Source organism: Methylobacterium sp. Leaf93 (assembly GCF_001422345.1).
Classification (GTDB): Bacteria; Pseudomonadota; Alphaproteobacteria; order Rhizobiales; family Beijerinckiaceae; genus Methylobacterium; species Methylobacterium bullatum.
This window is the reverse complement of the sequence record NZ_LMMS01000026.1, coordinates 245,107-264,577: the sequence shown is the minus strand read 5'-3', so window position 1 is coordinate 264,577 and position 19,471 is coordinate 245,107. Positions and strand designations below refer to the sequence as shown.

General features: G+C 67.0%; 21 protein-coding genes and 1 tRNA gene. 11 read left to right on the top strand and 11 right to left on the bottom strand.

The annotated features are described in order from the left end of the window. The first annotated feature begins 6 nt into the window (after positions 1-6). The 3 genes from ASF26_RS14980 (at position 7) to ASF26_RS14970 (ending at position 2,735) form a co-directional block, all read left to right on the top strand. Entirely contained in the window at positions 7-873 is an 867-nt protein-coding gene (locus ASF26_RS14980) for an NAD(P)-dependent oxidoreductase (protein WP_056255479.1), read from the top strand. Between the two features lie 10 nt (positions 874-883). After that, complete coding sequence (locus tag ASF26_RS14975; protein ID WP_056255477.1) at positions 884-1,888, top strand: magnesium transporter CorA family protein; 1,005 nt, start codon at positions 884-886, stop codon at positions 1,886-1,888. Between the two features lie 85 nt (positions 1,889-1,973). Continuing rightward, positions 1,974-2,735, top strand: coding sequence for an SOS response-associated peptidase (locus ASF26_RS14970; RefSeq protein ID WP_056255474.1), 762 nt, complete (start codon positions 1,974-1,976; stop codon positions 2,733-2,735). Between the two features lie 17 nt (positions 2,736-2,752). Here the strand turns inward: ASF26_RS14970 and ASF26_RS14965 are convergent, their stop codons facing one another. From ASF26_RS14965 to ASF26_RS14955, 3 genes are all read right to left on the bottom strand, one after another. Beyond that, positions 2,753-3,001 (bottom strand): hypothetical protein, encoded by a 249-nt coding sequence (locus tag ASF26_RS14965; RefSeq protein WP_156463001.1) that lies wholly within the window; start codon positions 2,999-3,001, stop codon positions 2,753-2,755. 82 nt (positions 3,002-3,083) lie between these two features. After that, positions 3,084-4,349 carry a methyltransferase gene (locus ASF26_RS14960; RefSeq protein ID WP_056255818.1) on the bottom strand — a complete coding sequence of 422 codons (1,266 nt, stop codon included), beginning with the start codon at positions 4,347-4,349 and terminating at the stop codon, positions 3,084-3,086. A gap of 11 nt (positions 4,350-4,360) precedes the next feature. Further along, positions 4,361-5,107: a TlyA family RNA methyltransferase gene (locus ASF26_RS14955; protein WP_056255469.1), complete on the bottom strand. Its 747-nt coding sequence runs from the start codon at positions 5,105-5,107 to the stop codon at positions 4,361-4,363. Positions 5,108-5,327: 220 nt separating this feature from the next. Between ASF26_RS14955 and ASF26_RS14950 the strand changes: the two genes are divergently transcribed. Then, positions 5,328-6,875 (top strand): CYTH and CHAD domain-containing protein, encoded by a 1,548-nt coding sequence (locus ASF26_RS14950; protein ID WP_056255467.1) that lies wholly within the window; start codon positions 5,328-5,330, stop codon positions 6,873-6,875. A gap of 118 nt (positions 6,876-6,993) precedes the next feature. Here the strand turns inward: ASF26_RS14950 and rlmB are convergent, their stop codons facing one another. Beyond that, entirely contained in the window at positions 6,994-7,809 is an 816-nt protein-coding gene (gene rlmB / locus ASF26_RS14945; protein WP_026175694.1) for a 23S rRNA (guanosine(2251)-2'-O)-methyltransferase RlmB, read from the bottom strand. Between the two features lie 155 nt (positions 7,810-7,964). On the opposite strand from rlmB, the gene ASF26_RS14940 reads away from it, so the two are divergent. Next, positions 7,965-8,039: transfer RNA gene (locus tag ASF26_RS14940), tRNA-Glu, on the top strand. Between the two features lie 1,264 nt (positions 8,040-9,303). Here the strand turns inward: ASF26_RS14940 and ASF26_RS14925 are convergent. Continuing rightward, positions 9,304-10,068: a sigma-70 family RNA polymerase sigma factor gene (locus ASF26_RS14925; RefSeq protein ID WP_244475958.1), complete on the bottom strand. Its 765-nt coding sequence runs from the start codon at positions 10,066-10,068 to the stop codon at positions 9,304-9,306. Positions 10,069-10,335: 267 nt separating this feature from the next. Beyond that, complete coding sequence (locus ASF26_RS14920) at positions 10,336-11,727, bottom strand: PLP-dependent aminotransferase family protein (RefSeq protein ID WP_056255457.1); 1,392 nt, start codon at positions 11,725-11,727, stop codon at positions 10,336-10,338. Between the two features lie 192 nt (positions 11,728-11,919). Here ASF26_RS14920 and ASF26_RS14915 point away from each other — a divergent pair, with 192 nt between their 5' ends. From ASF26_RS14915 to ASF26_RS22140, 4 genes are all read left to right on the top strand, one after another. Next, a complete protein-coding gene (locus ASF26_RS14915) occupies positions 11,920-12,324 on the top strand; it encodes a DUF983 domain-containing protein (RefSeq protein WP_056255454.1) in 405 nt (134 codons plus the stop codon). A 93-nt stretch (positions 12,325-12,417) separates the two neighbouring features. After that, positions 12,418-13,836, top strand: a complete 1,419-nt coding sequence (locus ASF26_RS14910) for a cytochrome ubiquinol oxidase subunit I (RefSeq protein WP_056255817.1) — start codon at positions 12,418-12,420, stop codon at positions 13,834-13,836. 10 nt (positions 13,837-13,846) lie between these two features. Continuing rightward, the gene (gene cydB, locus ASF26_RS14905; RefSeq protein ID WP_056255451.1) at positions 13,847-14,854 is read left to right on the top strand and encodes a cytochrome d ubiquinol oxidase subunit II; all 1,008 of its coding nucleotides are present in this window, start codon (positions 13,847-13,849) and stop codon (positions 14,852-14,854) included. After that, positions 14,854-14,991, top strand: a complete 138-nt coding sequence (locus tag ASF26_RS22140) for a DUF2474 domain-containing protein (protein ID WP_082477647.1) — start codon at positions 14,854-14,856, stop codon at positions 14,989-14,991. Before cydB ends, ASF26_RS22140 begins: the two co-directional genes overlap by 1 nt. A 46-nt stretch (positions 14,992-15,037) precedes the next feature. Here the strand turns inward: ASF26_RS22140 and ASF26_RS14900 are convergent, their stop codons facing one another. Further along, on the bottom strand, positions 15,038-16,249 hold the full coding sequence (locus ASF26_RS14900; protein WP_056255449.1) for a PHB depolymerase family esterase: 1,212 nt from the start codon (positions 16,247-16,249) through the stop codon (positions 15,038-15,040). Positions 16,250-16,311: 62 nt separating this feature from the next. Next, positions 16,312-16,731: a hypothetical protein gene (locus tag ASF26_RS14895; RefSeq protein ID WP_056255816.1), complete on the bottom strand. Its 420-nt coding sequence runs from the start codon at positions 16,729-16,731 to the stop codon at positions 16,312-16,314. Between the two features lie 335 nt (positions 16,732-17,066). On the opposite strand from ASF26_RS14895, the gene ASF26_RS23760 reads away from it, so the two are divergent. Beyond that, positions 17,067-17,315, top strand: a complete 249-nt coding sequence (locus ASF26_RS23760; protein WP_348271092.1) for a hypothetical protein — start codon at positions 17,067-17,069, stop codon at positions 17,313-17,315. A 78-nt stretch (positions 17,316-17,393) separates the two neighbouring features. Next, positions 17,394-17,534, top strand: coding sequence for a hypothetical protein (locus ASF26_RS23480; RefSeq protein ID WP_244475942.1), 141 nt, complete (start codon positions 17,394-17,396; stop codon positions 17,532-17,534). A gap of 29 nt (positions 17,535-17,563) precedes the next feature. Here the strand turns inward: ASF26_RS23480 and ASF26_RS14885 are convergent, their stop codons facing one another. The 3 genes from ASF26_RS14885 to ASF26_RS14875 form a co-directional block, all read right to left on the bottom strand. Continuing rightward, positions 17,564-17,761 (bottom strand): hypothetical protein, encoded by a 198-nt coding sequence (locus tag ASF26_RS14885; RefSeq protein ID WP_056255447.1) that lies wholly within the window; start codon positions 17,759-17,761, stop codon positions 17,564-17,566. A 166-nt stretch (positions 17,762-17,927) separates the two neighbouring features. Next, on the bottom strand, positions 17,928-18,236 hold the full coding sequence (locus tag ASF26_RS14880; protein WP_056255445.1) for a HigA family addiction module antitoxin: 309 nt from the start codon (positions 18,234-18,236) through the stop codon (positions 17,928-17,930). Between the two features lie 112 nt (positions 18,237-18,348). Beyond that, positions 18,349-19,356: an alpha/beta hydrolase gene (locus ASF26_RS14875; RefSeq protein WP_244475941.1), complete on the bottom strand. Its 1,008-nt coding sequence runs from the start codon at positions 19,354-19,356 to the stop codon at positions 18,349-18,351. Positions 19,357-19,471: the final 115 nt, after the last annotated feature.

Genomic DNA, 19,471 nt, shown 5'->3' with positions numbered 1-19,471 from the left:
ACGGCCATGACGGATTCGAAGTCCCTGAAGGGCAAGACCCTCTTCATCACCGGCGCCTCGCGCGGCATCGGCCTCGCCATTGGTCTCCGCGCCGCCCGCGACGGTGCCAACGTCGCCATCGCCGCCAAGACCGACACGCCGCACCCGAAGCTCGACGGCACGGTCCACACGGCGGCGGCGGCCATCGAGGCGGCGGGCGGGCGTGCCCTGCCGCTTCTCGTCGACGTGCGCGACGAGGACGGCGTCGCCTCGGCCATCGCGCGGACGGCGGAGACTTTCGGCGGCATCGACATCGTGGTGAACAACGCGAGCGCGATCTCGCTCACCCGCACGCCGCAGACGGAGATGAAGCGCTTCGACCTGATGCACCAGATCAATACGCGCGGAACCTACATGGTCTCGAAATACGCGATCCCCTATCTGGAGAAGGCGCAGAACCCGCATATCCTGATGCTGTCGCCGCCCCTCGACATGGCGGAGAAGTGGTTCGCGCCACATCTCGCCTACACCATGGCCAAGTTCGGCATGTCCCTCTGCGTCCTCGGCCTCGCCGGCGAATTGCGTCGCCAGGGCATCGCCGTGAACGCCCTGTGGCCGCGCACCACCATCGCCACGGCGGCGGTCAGGAACCTCCTCGGCGGCGAGGCGCTGATCCAGGCGAGCCGGACGCCGGAGATCGTCGCCGATGCGGCCCATGCCCTTTTCCTGCAACCGTCCCGCGACGTCACCGGCCGATTTCTCATCGACGACAGCTTCCTCGCCGAGCAAGGTGTCACGGACTTCACACAATACCGCGTCACACCCGGCGTACCCCTTGCGCCGGACTTCTTCGTGCCGGATGCGAACACACCGCCTTCCGGGGCACTCGCCTGAGACGTAAAGCGTGATTTTCATCCATCAGCCGATCGCCGGCCCCGGGCACATCCTGCTCGACCGCCGTCCCCTCGAACTTCAGGACCCCATTCCCGACGAGACCGTATGGCTCGACATGATCCGCCCGACGCGGGAGGAAGACCTCAAGGTCGAGGCCTTCATGGGCATCTCGGTGCCGACCCGCGAGGAGATGAAGGACATCGAGCCCTCCGAACTCCTCTACGTGGAGGACGGGGCGCGCTACATGACCGGCCGGGTGCTGAGCAAGGTCAGCGACGCTGATGAGCCGGGGCTGGCGGGCATCACCTTCATCCTGCGCGGCAACCGCCTCGTGACGGTGCGTTACGAAGAGCCCCAGGCCTTCCGCATGTATACCCAGCGGGCCGGACGCTCGACCGGCAACGGCCCATCGGCCGCGCCCTCGGGGGAAACGATCCTCGCCGGGCTGATCGAGACCGTGATCGACCGGGCGGCGGACGTGCTCCAGCTCCAGGGAGAGCGGATCGACCGGCTCTCGGGCAAGATCTTCGAGGAGAAGGCGGACCCCTCGGCCCGCAACACCGCCCTGCAGGACACGCTGCGGGCGCTCGGACGCCTGGGCGACCTGATCTCGAAGCAGCGCGAGAGCCTGGTCTCCATGGAGCGCATCCTGCTCTCGCTCTCGGCGACCTACCGCACCACCAAGGCGCCGCGGGAACTGCGCGAGGACGTGCGCTCGACCCTGCGCGATCTGCAGTCGCTGGAAGAGCACGCGACCTTCCTATCCTCAAAAATCCAGTTCCTCCTCGACGCGACGCTGGGCCTCGTCAACCTCGAGCAGAACAACATCATCAAGCTGTTTTCGGTGATGGCGGTGGTGTTCATGCCGCCGACCCTCATCGCTTCGATCTACGGCATGAACTTCAAGGCGATGCCCGAGCTCGACTGGAACTTCGGCTATCCCATGGCCGTGGTGATGATGGTGGTGGCCGCCGTACTGCCTTACGTTTTCTTCCGTTGGAAGAAATGGTTGTAGGCTAGGATGGACCTCGCGCGCCCCCGGCCCCTCGGCACCGCTCATCGGGCTCGTCCTGCAATGGGCCGCCGGCGAAAGTAATGACATGTGCGGCCGTTTTCTCATCCAGCAGGATCCGAACGTCTTCCGGTCGTTCTACGGTTATCCCGAGCAGCCGAATTTCCCGGCGCGCTACAACGTGGCGCCGACGCAGCCGGTACCGATCGTGCTGACGGAGCGCGGGGAGCGGCATTTCCGGCTCATGCGCTGGGGCTTCCTGCCGGGCTGGCTGAAGGATCCGAAGGGCTTTCCGCTCATCATCAACGCACGCGTCGAGACGGTACAGGAGAAGGCGACGTTCCGGGGGGCCATCCGCCACCGCCGCTGTGTCTTCCTCGCCGACGGGTTCTACGAATGGCGCCGGGAGGGAACCGGCAAGGCCATGACACGCACGCCCTACATGATCCGTCGGGCGGACGGTGCGCCCATGGCTCTCGCGGGTGTGTGGGAGAACTGGCTCGGGGCCGACGGGTCCGAGATCGACACCGCCGCCATCGTCACCACGGGCGCCAACGGCACCATGGCGGCGATCCACGACCGGATGCCGGCCATCCTCCCGCCCGAGGCCATCGCGCCCTGGCTCGACCATCTCGGCACGGAGCCGCGCGATGCGGTCTCATTGTGCCGGCCGTGCCCCGACGAATGGCTGACCCTGGACGTGGTGAGCGCGCGGGTTAACGATGCGCGCAATGAAGGCGCGGACCTCGTTGTCCCGGTCGGCCGGGCCAGACCGGAGACGGTCTCGGACATTCCGCCGGAGGAGCGCCCGTTATCCAGCGACGAGGACGCTCAAGGGACGCTGTTCTGACCGAAGGGCGCGGGCGCTCAGGGTTGGGTTCGGGAAGAGGCGCGCTCGTCGGCTCCGCGACGAAAGTCGTTGTAGACGTCTAGGAGGGCCCAGCCGGCGGTCAGCAGGGAGAAACCGGCGACGGCCGTGACGATGGCTGCGGAAACCAGCAGCTTGGCGGTGAAGACGTCCACGACGAATGGTCCTGAATGGGGGTGCGACTTGGCTCCTCCCAACATGGCGATGGCCATCCACGCCGGCCATGGGATTTCGAGCGCGGCTGCCATGACCTCGCGGAGCCCTGCCGCGTGCCGCAGCGCACCGCGACCCGGAAAGCAAGGTGGGCCCTGCGGCCGTCAGGGCCGGCGCCTACCTCAACGAGGGCCTGCGCTTGGCCACGTCCTTCCGGAACACGCCCACCATTTCGAGATGGCTCGAATACTTGAACTGGTCGACGGGAACGACCCGTTCGAGGCGATAGCCGCCCTCGATCAGGGTCGCCGCATCGCGGGCGAACGAGCCGATGTCGCAGGCGACGCCGATGACCAGGGGCACTTTCGATTCCGCGATGCGCTTGGCCTGGGCCTGGGCTCCGGCGCGCGGCGGATCGAACACCACGGCGTCGAAGGTCTCGAGCTCGATGGGCAGGAGCGGCCGGCGGAAGAGGTCGCGGGTCTCGCTCGTGATCCGGCGCAGGCCGCGCGTGGCACGAAACGCCCGGTCGAGGCTGGCGATCGCCGCCGCCTCGCCCTCCACCGCATGGACATCCCGCGTGCGGGCCATGGCGAGGGTGAACGGGCCGGCCCCGGAGAACAGGTCGACCACGCGCTTCACGCGTTTGTCGAGGGCGGAGACCACGAGTTCGGCGAGCATCGCCTCGCCCGCTTCCGTCGCCTGCAGGAAGCCCCCCGGCGGCGGCACGAGACGGGTCTCGCCGGTGGTGATCGCGGGGGCGCGGCGCTCCACCACGATGTCGCCGTGCAGGGACAGGCGCGCGAGGTCGAGTTCGCCCGCAAGCCGCACCAGCGTGGCGCGCAATCCTTCGCTCACTGGGCCGTGCCCGCGCAGGTCCACGTCGAGACCGGCTTCGGTGGCGGTGAAGGCGACGTCGAGGGGCTTGCGGCCATGGCCGAGGGGAGCGCTCAGCGCCCGCGCGACGGCCGGCGCCCGGTGGAGTTGCTCGACGGTGATCGGGCAATGGTCGATGGCTACGAGGGCGTGGCTGCGCGCCTCCATCAACCCGGCGACGCCCTTGCCTTCGATCTCGCGCACGTGGAGCGTCAGCCGGCGGCGGCCCGACCCATGGGCATCGCGCGCGGGCTCGCAGGGCACGTCGATTCCGGCCTGGGCCAGTCCCTGCGCGAGGTTGCCCCGCTTCCAGGCGGCGTAGGGCTCGGGCGCGAGATGCTGGACCGCGCAGCCTCCGCAGGTTCCGAAATAGCCGCAGAACGGGTCGATCCGATCCGGGGAGGGCGTTTCCACCGCGACGAGGGACACGCGCGGGCCGTCCTTGCGGATCGAGACGCGCTCGCCGGGCAGGGTATAGGGGACGATGGTGCCGTCCGTCGCCATGCCGTCGCCGCGCTGCCCGAGGCGCGCGATCTCGACGGTGCGAAGGGTCTGTTGTTCGGTCATGGTCGTGTCCGTCATGGGCGCACCGTCGAGCGTGCCCCGATGAGGAACTCGCGATTGCCGTCGCCACCGGCGACAGGGGAGGGGATGAGGCCGAGGACCGACAGGCCGAGATCGGCGACGAGGTTCGTCACTTCCTCGCAGACCGCCTGATGGACGGCCTCGTCGCGCACGATGCCGCCGCGCCCGACCCGGTCGCGCCCCGCCTCGAACTGAGGCTTGATCAAGGCCGCCAGGGCCGCACCGGGGGCCATGAGCGGTACGATTGCGGGCAGGACAAGGCGAAGGGCGATGAAGCTGACATCGATCGCCACCAGGGACGGTGCGCGGGGGATCGCCGCGGTGTCGAGCCCACGCACGTCCCGGCCCTCAAGGCTGGTCACACGGGGATCGCCGCGCAGGGAGGCATGCAGCTGGTCGCGTCCGACATCGACCGCATAGACGTGCCCGGCACCGGCTTTCAGCAGGACATCGGTAAAACCGCCGGTGGACGCGCCGACATCGAGGCAGACGAGCCCGGCCGGATCGAAGCCGAACGCGTCCAGCGCAGCCTGCAGCTTCAGCCCGCCGCGTGAGACGAAGGGATGGGGGGCGCTCGCCACGATCCGCGCCCGAGGGTCGAGCCGGTCGGAGGCGCGGGTCACGGGGCGGTCGTCGGCGGTGACGAGGCCCGCCTCGATCGCCGCCTGGGCCCTCGCCCGACTCTCGAAATGGCCGCCCTCGACCAGGAGCCGATCGGCCCTCACCCGGTCCACCGTCATCGAACCCTTACGATCCCGTGTGATCTCTCGCCTAAGATCCGATTCTCCGGATCGGGGCCCGGCCGGCCGGGCCATCCTGTCTCAGCTACGGGAATTCTCGGGTTTGTCCATCCGGGCAACGACATGGCCCGCTTGCGCGCCCGTCGAAGCCCATGGATGATCCACACCCGGTCCTCGGGCGTTGGCGCCCGTCATACCGGATCACAGAACAGGACGATCGATGGGTACCCCGAGGGAAGTCGAGCTCAAGCTGGATTGTGGCGCTGCGGAACTGGCGGAGTTGGCGCGCCACCCGCTGCTTGCCGTCGAGCAGCCGACGGAGGCCGAGTTCCTGTCCGCCACCTATTACGACACGGCCGACCGGGCGCTTCACCGCAAGGGGATGACCCTGCGGGTTCGCCGGCATGGGGAGCGCCACGTCCAGACGGTGAAGGCCGCATCCTCCGCGGCCGGCCTGTTCGACCGCTCGGAATGGGAATGGGCCGTGGACGGCCCGACACCGGACCTGTCGCTCATCGAGGAGACGCCGGTGCCGGAGGTACTCGCCAGCGCATCCTCGCCCGACCTCGCCGCCGTCGTCACCACCATCATCGAGCGTACCACCCGGGCCGTCGCCCACGGACACTCGCGCATTTCGGCGACCCTCGACCAGGGGCGGGTGGAGACGCCGGTCGGCGACGCGCCCATCTGGGAACTCGAACTCGAACTGATCGAGGGCGATCCGGCGGACCTGTTCTCCCTGGCGCAGAGCCTCGCGGAGACCGTGCCGCTGCGTCTCGGCGTCCTGTCGAAGAGCGAGCGCGGTTTCAGGATCCTCGGCGAGACCCTGCGGCGCCCGAGCAAGGCCGGAGCGGTCAAGCTCGACCGGGACGCTTCGGCGGCCACGGCCTTCCGCACCATCGCCGTCGCCTGCCTGACCCATCTGCGGCTTAACGAGGATGTCTTCCTCAAGACGCGCGACCCGGAAGGGCTGCACCAGATCCGCGTCGCTCTGCGGCGGCTGCGCTCGGCCTTCACCCTGTTCAAGCCGATTCTCGTGAGCGATCCCGCCGCAACGACCCTGCGCGAGGAGATCAAGCGCGTCACCGAGCCGTTCGGGCACGCCCGCAACCTCGATGTCTTCCTCAGCGAGACCCTGGCCGACGAGATGGCGCGCCGGCCGGAGGAGGCGGGGCTCGACGATCTGCGAATCCGCCTCGAAGCCGAGCGGGATCGCGCCTACGGGACCGTCTTCACGATCCTGGAATCGCAATCCTGGCGCAGCCTGATCCTCGATCTGTCCGCCTGGATCGAGACCGGGCCGTGGCGCGGCGATGCGGAGCGGGAGGCGGTCACCGCCCGCGACCATGCCGAGGCGATGCTCGACAAGGCCCGCCGGCGCATCCGCAAGCGTGGCCGCCATCTCCGGCGCCTCGATGCGGAGGCCCGCCACGAGGTCCGAATTGAAGCCAAGAAGCTGCGCTACGGCGCGGAGTTCTTCGCCTCGCTCTATGCGGAGAAGAAGGCGCAGAAGCACCACAAGGCGTTCGTCTCGGCCCTCTCGGACCTGCAGGACCATCTTGGCGCGCTCAACGACCTCGCCACCGCCCATTCCGTGCTAGCGAGCTTGGCGAGCGCCGAAACCGGGGAGACCTCCGGCATCGACGGGCGGGCGCTGTTCGCCGCCGGCCTCACCGCTGCCGACGGCGAAGCCCGCACCAACGATCTGCTCAAGGCGGCGGAGAAGGCACACGAGGAACTGCTCGACGTGAAACCGTTCTGGCGCTGAATCGCGGCCTCAGACCAGACGGTGGTGAGTGAACCTCATCACCGTCTGCCCGCGCAGCGGCGGGCGTCCGCCGATCGCGCCGAGGAGGACCATTGGTCGGGATCAGCGTCGCTCGGTCTCAATCACCGCGCACGCTCAGGGCATAGAGGGTGATCGCGGCGGCGTTCGAGACGTTGATACTGCGGATCTCGCCGCTGAACGGAATGCGGGCGAGGACGTCGCAATTGTCCCGCGTGCGCTGGCGCAGGCCCTTACCTTCGGCACCGAGCACGATCACCGCAGGCCGCTTCGGCCCGACGGAATCGAGGGTGGCCTCCCCCTCCGAATCAAGACCGATACGGGTAAAACCACGCTTGCCCAGATCGATGAGCGCATCGGACAGGTTGCGTACGATCACGAGGGGAACGTGTTCGAGCCCGCCCGATGCGGATTTGGCGAGCACGCCCGTGGCCGTTGGCGAATGCCGCGCGGTGGTGATGATCCCAGCGACGCCGAAAGCCGCGGCGGTGCGGACGATGGCACCGACATTGTGCGGGTCGGTGATCTGGTCGAGCGCCAGCAGCAGGGCATCGTCCGGCAGGTCGTCGAGATCCGGGCCGGGGAGGGGATCGGCTTCGAGATAGAGGCCCTGATGCACGGCATCCGCCCCGAGCAGGGCGTTGATCGCGTTGGGGCGCACCAGTTCGGCGTCGATCCGGAGTTGGCCGAGTTCCTCGGTCAGGCGCGCCAGGGCGTTCTCGGTGGCGAGCAGCCGATGCAGGCCGCGCCCCTCGTTCGCCAGCGCCTGCGACACCGGGTGCCAGCCGTAGAGCACGACGTGATCGCCGCTTGACCCGCGCGGCCCGGAGGAGGGCGGACCATGACGAAACCGGTCGCGTTGGCCACCGGGGCGGCCGGTGCGGGGTCCGCCCGGCCCGTCGCGTCGCGTATTCATGGTGTGATCCACTATCTGACGGCACGATCGAAACGCCGCGCCGATGCTGAGCAGCGACAAAGCGACCGCCATGCCGTTCGTCAAGCGTGAAACACCGCGAAACACCGGTTGCCCTGCCGGGAGAAGCCGCCTATAGAACCCTCGCTCTCGAGCAAGCGCCCTTCGTCTATCGGTTAGGACGTCAGCCTTTCACGCTGAAAAGGCGGGTTCGACTCCCGCAGGGCGCGCCATTAAGATCTAAGCCATTGCTTAGGCTGAAATAGCGCGCAAATCAGTGCCCTAGCAGACGCCGGTCATACAATCCGGTGGTGCAAACGCTCATTGCCCTGATGTCATACCTCCTCCGCGACAGGCTGGGCACGTACTATTTCCGCCGCGTCATCCCGGCGGACCTCAGGCCCTTCATGCCGCCCCCTGGACGGGCAAGGCGAAATGGAAGTTGAGCCTCAGGACGCCCCCCTGGCCATCGCGAAGCAAGTAGGCTCGCCCGTCCCAAGGGACTGTATGGCGCACTTCGCGGCTGCGGAGCGGCTCAAGCGCGGTGAGAGGCCTACCCTCCAAGTTGGGCAGTGGGTCACGCCCAAGGATGCGGAGATCGAGGCAGACGAACTAGCGCGGCTCCTCACCGAGGACGATGCGGTTGCGGCCGGCCGCTGCTCTCCAGCAGGGCCACCGCCTCGCGTGTGAACTCGCGTCCGGTCTTGGCCATCAATCACCTTCCCCGCCCGCAAGGAGCGTATCAAAGGTGTCGGCAAAACCGGGGAAGGATCGGTATGCCGATGCTGACCCTTACAAACGGCCTTAAGAACGGTCGCCGATCTGTACGCTGCAATACACCCTTGCGGACAACAACGTGTCGCTACTGCCGGGCGAGCGGGCACGATCAACGTGGCAACGCCACTGACGGCCCCTTTCGGTAGGAGCACGAGGCTGGATCACAGTTCCGCAGCCGGTCAAATATAACAACCGCAAGTGCGGCCAAGACCGCAAGGATTAAAATCTGTGTCTTTCTATCCATTGCTTAACCCCTCACCAACAGCGCGGCGATAGCATGGATCACGGTTGCTCCGCCCACGGGTGCTACAAAGAGGAGCAACACGTTAAAGCCGATGATCCAGACCACCGCCCGCTCCTGCGCCTTGGTGAGCGGAGGCTTGCGGGCCGGCGGCTCCCACGATGGCTCTCTCGGCGGCTTCCAACCTTCGTCCACAAACATGAGGGGACCTCATCCGGGCCGAGACCGCATGACCGCGCGGCTGGCCTGGAGATGGTAGGGGTCGTTGGTGGGCCGGCGCAATCATTCGCATGACGGGAGGGGGCAGGGGCCATCAGGTTCGTCCCGAGGGAAACCCGGCGGCGGGCATGGGGGGACATGCTGATCCGCCGGTTTGAGTATGACCTTGCCAAGAGGTATCCGCCGACATCAGCGATGATGTTCAGAATGAAGTGCCGGTCGACGGCGGCTCATCGATTCGACGTCCAGCCCTATCGACGTCAGGCGCCGAGGCCGACCTGCATGGCGGCGGGTTCGAGACTGTCGGCGGCGATCTGGCCCAGAGGCGCCTTCGGGCGCACCTCCATCCCGAGGTACCCGACGAGGGACGAGCGTGCGCGGCTCACACGGCTTTTCATCGTACCGACCTGACAGCCGATGAGTTCCGCGGCGGCCTCGTAGGTCATCCCCTGCGCCGCAACGAGGATCAGGGCCTCCCGCTGAGATGGCGGCAGCTTGCCGAGATGCTGCCAGACCCGCTTGAGGTCACTGCTCGCCTCCTGGGATGCCGGCGCGGCCACCTGCGCCGCAATGGCGCCATCCGCGTCCTCGACCTCCCGTTTCCGCTTGCGACACTCCGTGTAGAAGTGGTTTCGCAGGATGGTGCAGAGCCAAGCCATCAGATTGCTGCCAGGCTCGAACCGATGCCGGTTTTGCCAGGCTCTCAAGAGCGTCTCCTGCACGAGATCGTCCGCCATTGCCGGGTTGATGGCGAGCGACAGGGCGAACGCCCTCAGTCCCGGCAGAGCCGTGAGCAGATCGGCGCTGAAGGCGGCATACGCGGCCTCGCCGCGCCCGGCGGAGGCATGCGTGAGCCGGGCAATCAGATCCAACAAAGCCGGCGGCTGATCTTCCGCGACGATGCCAGCGTAGAACGCCCTCAGTTCGGCCCCCAGATGCACGCGCACCGCCTCCGGTATCCCTCCCTTGGCGGGGCGCTCCAACGTCTGACCGTCAGCCTCGGCCGCTTGCGGTGATTGCGCCATTCCCGGTTTGCGAACGTCCATCCATCCCCCCTCGGCAGTCGGCACGCCGTGCGCGCCGGGCTCATTGGGCAATGCCAACGGGAGCTTTTGGCAAAAGAAAGCTGAACGCAGGCTAAAGGAATTCTAAACTGAGGGTGAAATCGTATCGCCCGATGTCGAGGGAGACCCTACCGAGGCTGAATGCCAAGCTTTGCTGTATTCATCCCGGATGCAGGGTGACCAGACACGCTCACTGGGGATCGAGGCGGCCGGATCCCGCTTTTCCCATCACACGACGCTCGAAATGGCACCGGGCGGGTGTGCCAGCAGGGTCGCCAGAAGGCCGAGGCCGTATCGCAGGGCTTCGCTGTCGGGGGCGGCGCCGAGGGAGACGCGGATCGCGTCGGGCGCCGGACCGACGGCGAAGGCATCGCTCTGGATCACCGACACTCCGAGCTGGCGCGCATGCGCAGCTAACTCGCCCCGCCGCCACGGCGCCGGCAGCGGGAGCCAGAGATGGTGCCCGCAGGGATGAGCGCGGACTTCGAGGCCGACGAGCGCCTCCCGCGCCACGATCTGCCGGCGGCCATTCTCGCGCCTGATGGACCCGACGATCGCGTCGAGATCTCCGTGGGTGATCCAGTGAGAGGCGAGGGCGGCGGCCAGCGGAGAAGCCATCATGCTGATGGCACGCAGCTCGGCCGCGACACGGACCGCTTCGTTCGTGCCCGGCACGGCGAGATAGGCGATGCGCAGGCCCGGGGTGACGCATTTGGACAAGGTCGCCACATGCCAGGTGATGTCGCCGGCCAAAGCCGCGAACGGGGCCGGAGCGTCCGGCGGCAGGGCGCCGTAGGCGTCGTCCTCGATGATCGCGACCCCATGGGACCGGGCGATCTCGGCGATCCGCTCGCGACGGGCCAGCGGGAGCGTCGCCGTCGTCGGGTTGTCGAGGGTCGGCACTAGGTAGAGGGCGCGCGGCCTCTCGGCCCGGCAGCGCTCGAGGAAGGAATCGGGGTCGATGCCGTCGCCATCGGTCGCGACGGGAATCAGCCGGGCTCCGCGCCGCTCGGCCGCCATACGCAAGCCCGGATAGGTCAGGGCGGGAACGCAGAGCGCGTCGCCGGGCCTGAGCAGCACGGCGAGAATGGCCGAGAGGGCGGCCTGCGCCCCGCCGGCCACGATGACCCGCTGGACCGGCACGGGACCCAGCCGGCGAGCGAGCCAAGTCGCCGCAGCCGCGCGATCCGCCAGATTGCCGGCGCTGTCCTGATACTGCATGCGGTCGAGGAAGCCCGGCGAGGCGGAAAGCTGCGCCAGCCCCGCCTCCATGCGCTCGGCGAGCCGCGCCTCCTCCGGCTGGGGCGGCATGTTCATGCTGAAATCGACGCTCGCCGATGGGTCCGGCGTCCGGACCTTCGCCAGCGGCGATGCGGCAGCGCGAACGAAGCTGCCTCGTCCGGCCGAGGCATCGATCAGCCCGGCCCTCCGCGCTTCGTTGAACGCCCGCGTGACGGTGGTGAGATCGACGTCGAGATGCTTGGCCAAGCTGCGCTGCGGCGGCAGCCGCATACCGGGGGCGAGCCGCCCGGTGCGAATGTCGTCCGCCAGGACCCGGACGATGGCCAGATATTTCGGCCCGGCCTCGTCCAGGATTGTAGGGCTCCATGAATCCATCATTGACCCTACATCACACAAAGTTGTATGCATACATCGAACAGAGACAAACGTGTTTGCCTCGCTCGAAAGGACAAACGCGGCCAACGACGCGAGGCAATGTATGGATTTCTATACCATACAATCTTGAGCCCGCAAACCTGAGCCACTGGCGCTCGAGTGCGGGACGTGAGCCAAAAGCGAGGACCCTCGACCATGGACGGAACGACGGATCGATCCCTGTTGTCGGTCGGCCTGCGCTGCCGATGCCCGCGCTGCGGCGAGGGGCGGTTGTTCGATGGCTTCATCACCTTGAAGCCGGCATGCGAGGCCTGCGGCCTCGATTACGGTTTCGCCGATCCGGCGGACGGCCCCGCGTTTTTCATCATGATGTCGATGGCGTTTCCCGTCACCGCCTTCGGGATCTGGCTGGAACTGTCCTACGATCCGCCGCTCTGGATCCATGCGGTGGTCACGCTCCCACTGCTTCTCCTGGCCTGCGTGCCGATCATCCGCCCGCTCAAGGGGCTCTTCATCGCGAGCCAGTACATCAACAAGGCCGAGGAAGGCCGCTTCGCGGTCCGAACCGTGCCGAAGGCCGGGCCGGAAGCCGGGCGTTGAGCGCAGCGACGCAATGGGGCAGGGTTCGTCGCCGAGACTGAGCTGCCGAGTCGTTTTCCTGCCCGTTCCCAACGACCATTCAGGTTGATCGACATGCTGTCGGACGTTGACGCCCTCCTGCTGGCGGGAATCCAGTTCGGTTTCACGGTGGCATTCCACATCGTGTTCCCGGCGTTTTCCATCGGGCTCGCCAGCTTTCTCGCCGTGCTGGAAGGGCTCTGGCTGGCGACGGGCCGTCAGGTCTTCCTCGATCTGTTCAAATACTGGATCAAGATTTTCGCCATCGCCTTTGCCATGGGCGTCGTGTCCGGGCTGGTCATGTCCTACCAGTTCGGCACGAACTGGTCGGTCTTCTCCGACAAGACCGGACCGGTGCTCGGCCCGCTGATGGCCTACGAGGTGCTCTCGGCCTTCTTCCTCGAAGCCGGCTTCCTCGGCGTGATGCTGTTCGGCATGTCCAGGGTCGGGCCGAAGCTGCATTTCTTCGCCACCCTCATGGTGGCGATCGGCACCTTCTTCTCGGCTTTCTGGATCCTGTCGGTGAATTCCTGGATGCAGACGCCGCAGGGCTACGGCATCAATGCCGCCGGCCAGTTCATCCCGGAGGATTGGTGGGCGATCGTCTTCAACCCCTCCTTCCCATACCGTCTCGTCCACATGGTGCTGGCCGCCTACCTCACCACATCCCTCGTGGTCGGGGCTGTGGGTGCTTGGCACCTGCTGCGCGACCGCTACAATCTCGGGGCGCGGACGATGTTCTCGATGGCCATGTGGATGGCCGCCATCGTCGCGCCGCTGCAGATCCTGGCCGGCGACGCCCATGGGCTGAACACCCTCGAGCATCAGCCCGCCAAGGTCATGGCGATGGAGGGGCATTTCGAGAGCCATCCGGACGGGGCGCCGCTGATCTTGTTCGGCCTGCCGAACCAGGCGGAAGGCCGGGTCGATTACCAGATCTCCATCCCGAAACTGTCCTCGCTGATCCTCAAACACGGTTGGAACGAGCCGCTGAAGGGGCTCGATACGGTGGACCGCAAGAACTGGCCGCCGGTTCCGGTCGTGTTCTGGTCCTTCCGCGTGATGATCGGCCTCGGCATGCTGATGCTGCTGCTCGGCGTCTCCAGCCTGTATGCGCGCTACAGGAAGGCGCTCTACGAATGGACGCTTCTGCACCGCTTCGCCATCGCCATGGGGCCAGCCGGCTTCGTCGCCGTGGTGGCGGGCTGGATCACCACAGAGGTGGGGCGGCAGCCCTTCACGGTCTACGGCCTGCTGCGCACGGCAGAATCGGCGTCTCCTCTGTCTGCGCCGGCCGTCGGCTCCTCCCTCGTGGCCTTCGTGCTGATCTATTTCGCGGTGTTCGGCATGGGCATCCTCTACATCCTGCGCCTGATGGCGAAATCCCCGCATCTCGGCGAGCACGGGATCGAGCCCGGCGTTCCGATCCGCACGGCGGGCATCACGCCCGCCCCCTCGGTCGATCCCGGCCGCTCCCTCCATCCGGCCGAGTGAGGACGCCGCCATGCTCGCGAGCATCGACCTGACCGTCGTCTGGGCCTTCATCATCGCCTTCGCGGTCTTCGCCTATATCGTGATGGACGGGTTCGATCTGGGTCTCGGAATCCTGTTCCCGGCGTTCCGGCCGGGGCAGGAGCGGGACACCGCCATGAACTCCGTGGCCCCCGTCTGGGACGGCAACGAGACCTGGCTGGTCCTGGGCGGGGGAGGCCTGTTCGCCGCCTTTCCGCTCGCCTACGCGGTGATCATGCCGGCCCTCTATGCGCCGATCATTGCCATGCTGCTGGGCCTGATCTTCCGGGGCGTCGCCTTCGAGTTCCGGTGGCGCGATCCCGGCCACCGGGCCCTGTGGGACATCTCCTTCACCGGCGGATCGGTGGTGGCCACTTTCGCGCAGGGCGTCGCCCTCGGTGCGCTGCTGCAGGGCATCGAGGTCCAAGGCCGCGCCTATGCCGGCGGCTGGTGGGACTGGCTGTCTCCCTTCAGCTTGCTCGTCGGAATCGGCCTGGTCTGCGGCTACGCGCTCCTGGGGGCGACCTGGCTCGTCATGCGCACGGAAGGGTCGCTGCAGGCTCGCGCCCGCACCCTGTCCCTGTGGCTCGGTGCGGCGACGATCACCGCCGTGGCGGCGGTGAGCGCGGCGACGCCGTTCCTGAAAGGACAATATTGGGAGCGCTGGTTCTCGATGCCGAACGTGCTGCTCACCGCGCAGGTGCCGATCCTGGTCGCAGTCGCCTCGTTCCTGTTCTTCCACCTGCTGCGGAAGGGGGCCGAGACCGCGCCGTTCCTCCTGGCCCTCGGCCTATTCCTGCTCTCCTTTGCCGGGCTCGGAATCAGCATCTTCCCGGATATCGTGCCCGGCCGCATCACCATCTGGGAAGCCGCCTCGCCGCATTCGAGCCAGGTCTTCCTCCTGGCCGGTGCGTCGGTGCTGATCCCCGTCATCCTGGCCTATACCGCCTACTCGTACTGGGTCTTTCGCGGAAAGGTCGACGAGGCGGGGTACCATTGATGGAGCCCGCCGCGCTTCCCCGAAACCCGTCGCCGTTGTGGCGGCGTCTGCTCTGGTTCGCGGCGATCTGGGCGACGAGCATCCTTGCCCTCGGGCTCGTCTCCTTCGGTCTGCGCGCCTGGCTCAAGGCCGGTTAGCGCCGGGCGGCCGAACCCATCGCGCCATGCGAAGCGGCTGCCTCGATCACGACGAACGGTTCGCATGCGTCATGAAGAACCGCACCATCTCCTGGCTGGCATCGGGGCCGCGCGGGTCAGTGTAGGTTCCGTCGCTGCTTCCGCCTGACCAGGCATGTCCGGCGCCGTGAAGCGCCCAATGCTCGAGCATGGCGTGCCCGGACGCATCCGTCCGGACCGTACGGGTGAAGCCCATCCCACCCTCGGTCGTCCCTTGGGTCGCCGTGCGCGCGAGCGAGACGTCCGGCATCGCGAGGGCGATGACCTGTTCGCCGTTGACCGGCTTCACCGTCTTGTCGGCATCCCCGTGGAAGACGATGGTCGGCACGCCCGGACCGTTTTGCGGCGCCTTGGAAGTACCGCCCCCATTCATGGCGGCGAAGGCGGAGGGCATGTCACTGGCCGCCCCGCACGGCAGCCCGGAATGGACGCCGACCGCCGCGAAGACATCCGGATAGGTCGCCGCCATGATCGCCGCCGCCGCCCCGCCGGCCGACAGGCCCGCCGCATAGACCCGGCTCGGATCGGCGGAGAACTCCTTCACCACCTCGAGGGCGATGCCGGCGATCAGGGAAGGTTCGCCGCGACCCCGCTGTTGATCACCCGCGTTGAACCAGTTCCAGCACTTCTGCATGTTGGCCGATTGCGGCTGGCCGGGATAGGCCACGAGGAACGTCTGCTCCTCGGCGAGGTCGTTCATGCGGGTTCCGGCGGCGAAATCGTCCGGGTTCTGGGTGCAGCCATGCAGCATGACGATGACGGGAAGGGCCTGGCCCCGGTAACCGCTGGGCACATAGACCTTATAGGTTCGGCTGCCCGCCTCGTTGCCAAAGCTCCGCTCCTCGAACCGCGCCCCTTCCGGTACGGTGACGGTGACGCCCCGCGCCGATCCAATGCCCTGTCCGAGGTCGGGCATCGCGGCCATCTTGGGGAAACGCTCGCGCAGGGTCTGGATCGTCTCCGCGAGGCCCGGCCGTGCGAAGACGGTTTTCGCCGTGCTGGCCGCCCCATCGGCGGCAGTGCGATCGGTGCCGGGCGCGGTCCAGGCCCCGCCGGACATCGTGGGCGCCACCATGTCGATGGTCCCGGCAGCAGTGTGGGGGCCGGTCGGTGTCGATGGAACGGGCCTTCCCTGGAGCAGGGCCATCGCCTCGCTCAACTGGCCCGCGCGGGTGAGACGGGTCACCTCACCCATGTCGATGGTCGAGAAAGCAGTCATGGTCACGATCCTGGATGGGGTGGCGGCACGGAACGGCGTTCCGCACGGGTCATGGTGAAGGGTCAGGCAATGCGGTCGGCCAAGGCCGCCTTGACTCCGGGACTGGCCTGGAAGGCCCCGAGAACCTGCACCGAGGCGATGGCCTGTCGGGCCAGCTCCGGCGTCACGTCGAACGCGATGCTGGCAAGGCCGAGCACCTGAATATGAAGCGGCGTCCCCGCATCCCTGGCGGCTTCGAGATCGCGGACGGTGTAGTGGGACAGCCCGAGGCTGAGCTGTTTGCGGGCGACCGATTGCTTCACCGCGTCGCTCTGACGGTCGAGCTGATTGCGCACGGCCGTGCGGATGAAGTCGGCACGGTTGGCATAGAACCCGTCCCGAACCAGGAGATCGATCTGGCCGAGATCGACGAAGCCGAGATTGAGGGTCAGCTTCTCGCTGTCGGGCGCTTTGGGACGAAGCTCACGAACCGTATCCGACATCGAAACCATCCCCTTACCATCTCGTTGGATGGTTTAAAGATGGTGCACCGCAGCACGAGCGCAAGTGCCGACGGCGATCCTCGGCGCCGGAACGAGGGCATCGCGGCGTTCTTTCCGAGAGCGTGACGGGGTTATAACCGGCGGGCCCGAAGTTCGCGCCGACATGGCCCGTAGGATCGTGAGCACCGGGTGCCTCACTCCTGACGGGCTTCGTCGCCAACGATGCGTGGGAGCGCCAGAGGCAAGCCTCCCGCGTCGTCCAGACGGAGAGCGCTCAGGCGCGGGCCGTATTCAACCTGAGCCGGTGCGTGTCGAAGGAATTGCCGGATATCCGCATGATGCTCGCGGAGTACAGCGAGACCATCGTGGTCGAAGAATGGCCGGCGATGGCCAATGGCGGAAAGGCATCATCGAAGGCGGATCTGGCGTTCGGCCGGCTGCTCCAGGCCGTGGTGGCGCCGAATATCGACATCGTCGTCGGACGAGCCAATCACTCCGCTCTCCTGGCCGCCACCCTCGCCCTGCAAACCGCCCGTAGCGAACGGCTCGCCCTCAGCGAGGTGGAGGGGGACGACAGCAAGTAGGCGACCCTGCTCGCGCTCCTGGCCCTGACCCTGCTGGTCATCGCCGCGATCCACACCAAGCGACCCTCGTCGCAGGCCGTGACGCTGGCCGTCTTCGGTCTGGCGATGGTGATCACGCTGGGCGTCGTGGCGATGCACGAACGCCCCTTCGACGGACCGCTGGCGCTCCGTCCGTCTTTGCTGGAACAGGTCCGCACGGTCATCGACCCGGGCAGCTGAGAACCTCGCTGCCCACGATGGGCGCGGACCTACCGCAGGGTCGGGGACTCACCGGCATGAAGCGCGCGTCCTTCATCGGGACCGCTAACGGCGTTCAGGCGCTCGAGATGCTCGAAGACATGCGCGAAGGCTTGCGTGACGGCCTGCTCGAACGATCCGTCACCCTTGCCCTGGGCGGCTTTCAATGCGGCCAGGAGAGCCTGATGTTTCTCGGTGTCGCTCGACATGGCGGTCTCCTCGGCCGGGCGGAATGCCGGCTCGTGAGGGCAAGCGCGGGGGCCGGGGTCGGGTTCCCATGCGGCCGGCGGTCCCCGTTCCTCTGTGCAAGGCCAACCGACATCGCGCGACGGCAAGTCGAGAGTGGCAGAACGAACCGGCAGGATCGCGTCCTGTTTATGCCGCCTTTGTCAGGGGTCTGGCCCGGTCTATCCGTGCCCGCTGGTCGGGTGAGTTCATGACGCTCCAGAGATCGCTGCGACGCTGCGTGTTCAGCCAGAAGTCAGGGCTGTTGCCGAACACCCGCGCGAGAATGAGCGCAGTCGCAGCCGTGACGTTGCGCCGGTCGTTGCAGAGTTCGTTCACATGCTTGCGCTGGACGCCCATTGCGTCGGCCAGTACCGCCTGTGTGAGGCCAAGCGGCTGCATGAACTCTTCCGTCAGGATTTCGCCCACCGTGGCCGGCTTGCGTGTGGTCATCAACATCGCATCACCTCACCGATAGCTATGGTCGTCGAGATAGAGTTCCGACGCTTCGCCGCAACTGCCGTCCCATCGAAAGATAAGCTGCAACGAGGGTACCGTGGCCGGGGGGCGGTCAGAGATCGGATCTGGGATCGGTCTTGCCGCCGGCGCCCGCGATGGGGCCACCGAGCGTCGCCTTGAACCAGGCGACGACCCGATCGATCACGGGCTGCTGAAACCAGGGCAGGTCGCCGTGGTTCGCTCCCTCGACCAGCACATACTCCGCCTTGCTGCCCTTCGCCCGCAGGGCCTCGAACAACTGCTTGCTCTGTACCGGTGAGACGAGCGTGTCGGCGGTGCCGTGCATGATCAGGAAGGGCGGCTCGTTGCCGCCGAGATGACCCATGGGACTTGCCGCCAGCGCCTTTGCGGGATCGGCCGAGATCGAAGCACCGGCGAAGTCGCGAAAGGCCGGTCCGTTGACCAGAAGCGCTTCGGTCACCGCGGGCGATTGGTGCATGAGCTGAACCGCCGGAGAAAATCCCTCGCCGATATTGAGGAGGTTCGAGATACCGTAAAGGGTCACCGCCGCCTGCACATCGGAGGACTGATCGAGATGATCGCCCTTGTCGAAGGCTTTCTCTCCACCGGTGACGCCGACCATCTGCGAGAGATACCCCCCGGCCGAATCGCCGAGCACGCCGATCCGGGCCGGGTCGATGCCATATTCGGCCGCATGAGCCCGCAGGTAGCGCACGGCCGCCTTGCCGTCCTGCAAGAGAGCCGGAAACCTGTCGGGGACGACGCGATACTCGGCGGCGGCCACGACGAAGCCGGCCGCGGCCAACGCCGAGCGCATCTCGAAGTATTTCTCATAGTCGGCAGAGATGAATCCGCCACCCGGGAAATAGACGATCGCAGGCTTCTTGTCGCTGGTGCGCGGCACGAGCAGCGACATGCGCAATTGTCTGACCGCACGCATCGAACGGATCTGGGAATAGATCACACCGCTGATCTGGTCGACCTGGACTCGGCTTCCTTCGACGCGAACGACCTGAGCCCCCTCGGAATAACCGGGCAGTTCTGCGTCACCCGCCGATGCCTGCTGGATAAGCCCACTCATAGCGATGACGCCTCCCAAGCAGAGAGCCCCGATCAGTCTCATAGGATGCCCCTTTGTCGGTCGAGATGACATGACCCTACACCAACAACCGGTGAGGACATGTGTCCGCCGCGCGGCGTGGCTCCCTGGCCGT

Coding starts and splice junctions, on each gene's coding strand:
- ASF26_RS23760 (WP_348271092.1), top strand. CDS start 17,067: ATGATGCTCGCGGAGTACAGCGAGACCATCGTGGTCGAAGAATGGCCG.
- rlmB (WP_026175694.1), bottom strand. CDS start 7,809: ATGAATACGCGACGCGACGGGCCGGGCGGACCCCGCACCGGCCGCCCC.
- ASF26_RS14960 (WP_056255818.1), bottom strand. CDS start 4,349: ATGACCGAACAACAGACCCTTCGCACCGTCGAGATCGCGCGCCTCGGG.
- ASF26_RS14980 (WP_056255479.1), top strand. CDS start 7: ATGACGGATTCGAAGTCCCTGAAGGGCAAGACCCTCTTCATCACCGGC.
- ASF26_RS22140 (WP_082477647.1), top strand. CDS start 14,854: ATGGAGCCCGCCGCGCTTCCCCGAAACCCGTCGCCGTTGTGGCGGCGT.
- ASF26_RS14910 (WP_056255817.1), top strand. CDS start 12,418: ATGCTGTCGGACGTTGACGCCCTCCTGCTGGCGGGAATCCAGTTCGGT.
- ASF26_RS14885 (WP_056255447.1), bottom strand. CDS start 17,761: ATGTCGAGCGACACCGAGAAACATCAGGCTCTCCTGGCCGCATTGAAA.
- ASF26_RS14955 (WP_056255469.1), bottom strand. CDS start 5,107: ATGACGGTGGACCGGGTGAGGGCCGATCGGCTCCTGGTCGAGGGCGGC.
- cydB (WP_056255451.1), top strand. CDS start 13,847: ATGCTCGCGAGCATCGACCTGACCGTCGTCTGGGCCTTCATCATCGCC.
- ASF26_RS14970 (WP_056255474.1), top strand. CDS start 1,974: ATGTGCGGCCGTTTTCTCATCCAGCAGGATCCGAACGTCTTCCGGTCG.
- ASF26_RS14965 (WP_156463001.1), bottom strand. CDS start 3,001: ATGGCAGCCGCGCTCGAAATCCCATGGCCGGCGTGGATGGCCATCGCC.
- ASF26_RS14925 (WP_244475958.1), bottom strand. CDS start 10,068: ATGGCGCAATCACCGCAAGCGGCCGAGGCTGACGGTCAGACGTTGGAG.
- ASF26_RS14880 (WP_056255445.1), bottom strand. CDS start 18,236: ATGTTGATGACCACACGCAAGCCGGCCACGGTGGGCGAAATCCTGACG.
- ASF26_RS14950 (WP_056255467.1), top strand. CDS start 5,328: ATGGGTACCCCGAGGGAAGTCGAGCTCAAGCTGGATTGTGGCGCTGCG.
- ASF26_RS14915 (WP_056255454.1), top strand. CDS start 11,920: ATGGACGGAACGACGGATCGATCCCTGTTGTCGGTCGGCCTGCGCTGC.
- ASF26_RS14900 (WP_056255449.1), bottom strand. CDS start 16,249: ATGACTGCTTTCTCGACCATCGACATGGGTGAGGTGACCCGTCTCACC.
- ASF26_RS14895 (WP_056255816.1), bottom strand. CDS start 16,731: ATGTCGGATACGGTTCGTGAGCTTCGTCCCAAAGCGCCCGACAGCGAG.
- ASF26_RS14920 (WP_056255457.1), bottom strand. CDS start 11,727: ATGATGGATTCATGGAGCCCTACAATCCTGGACGAGGCCGGGCCGAAA.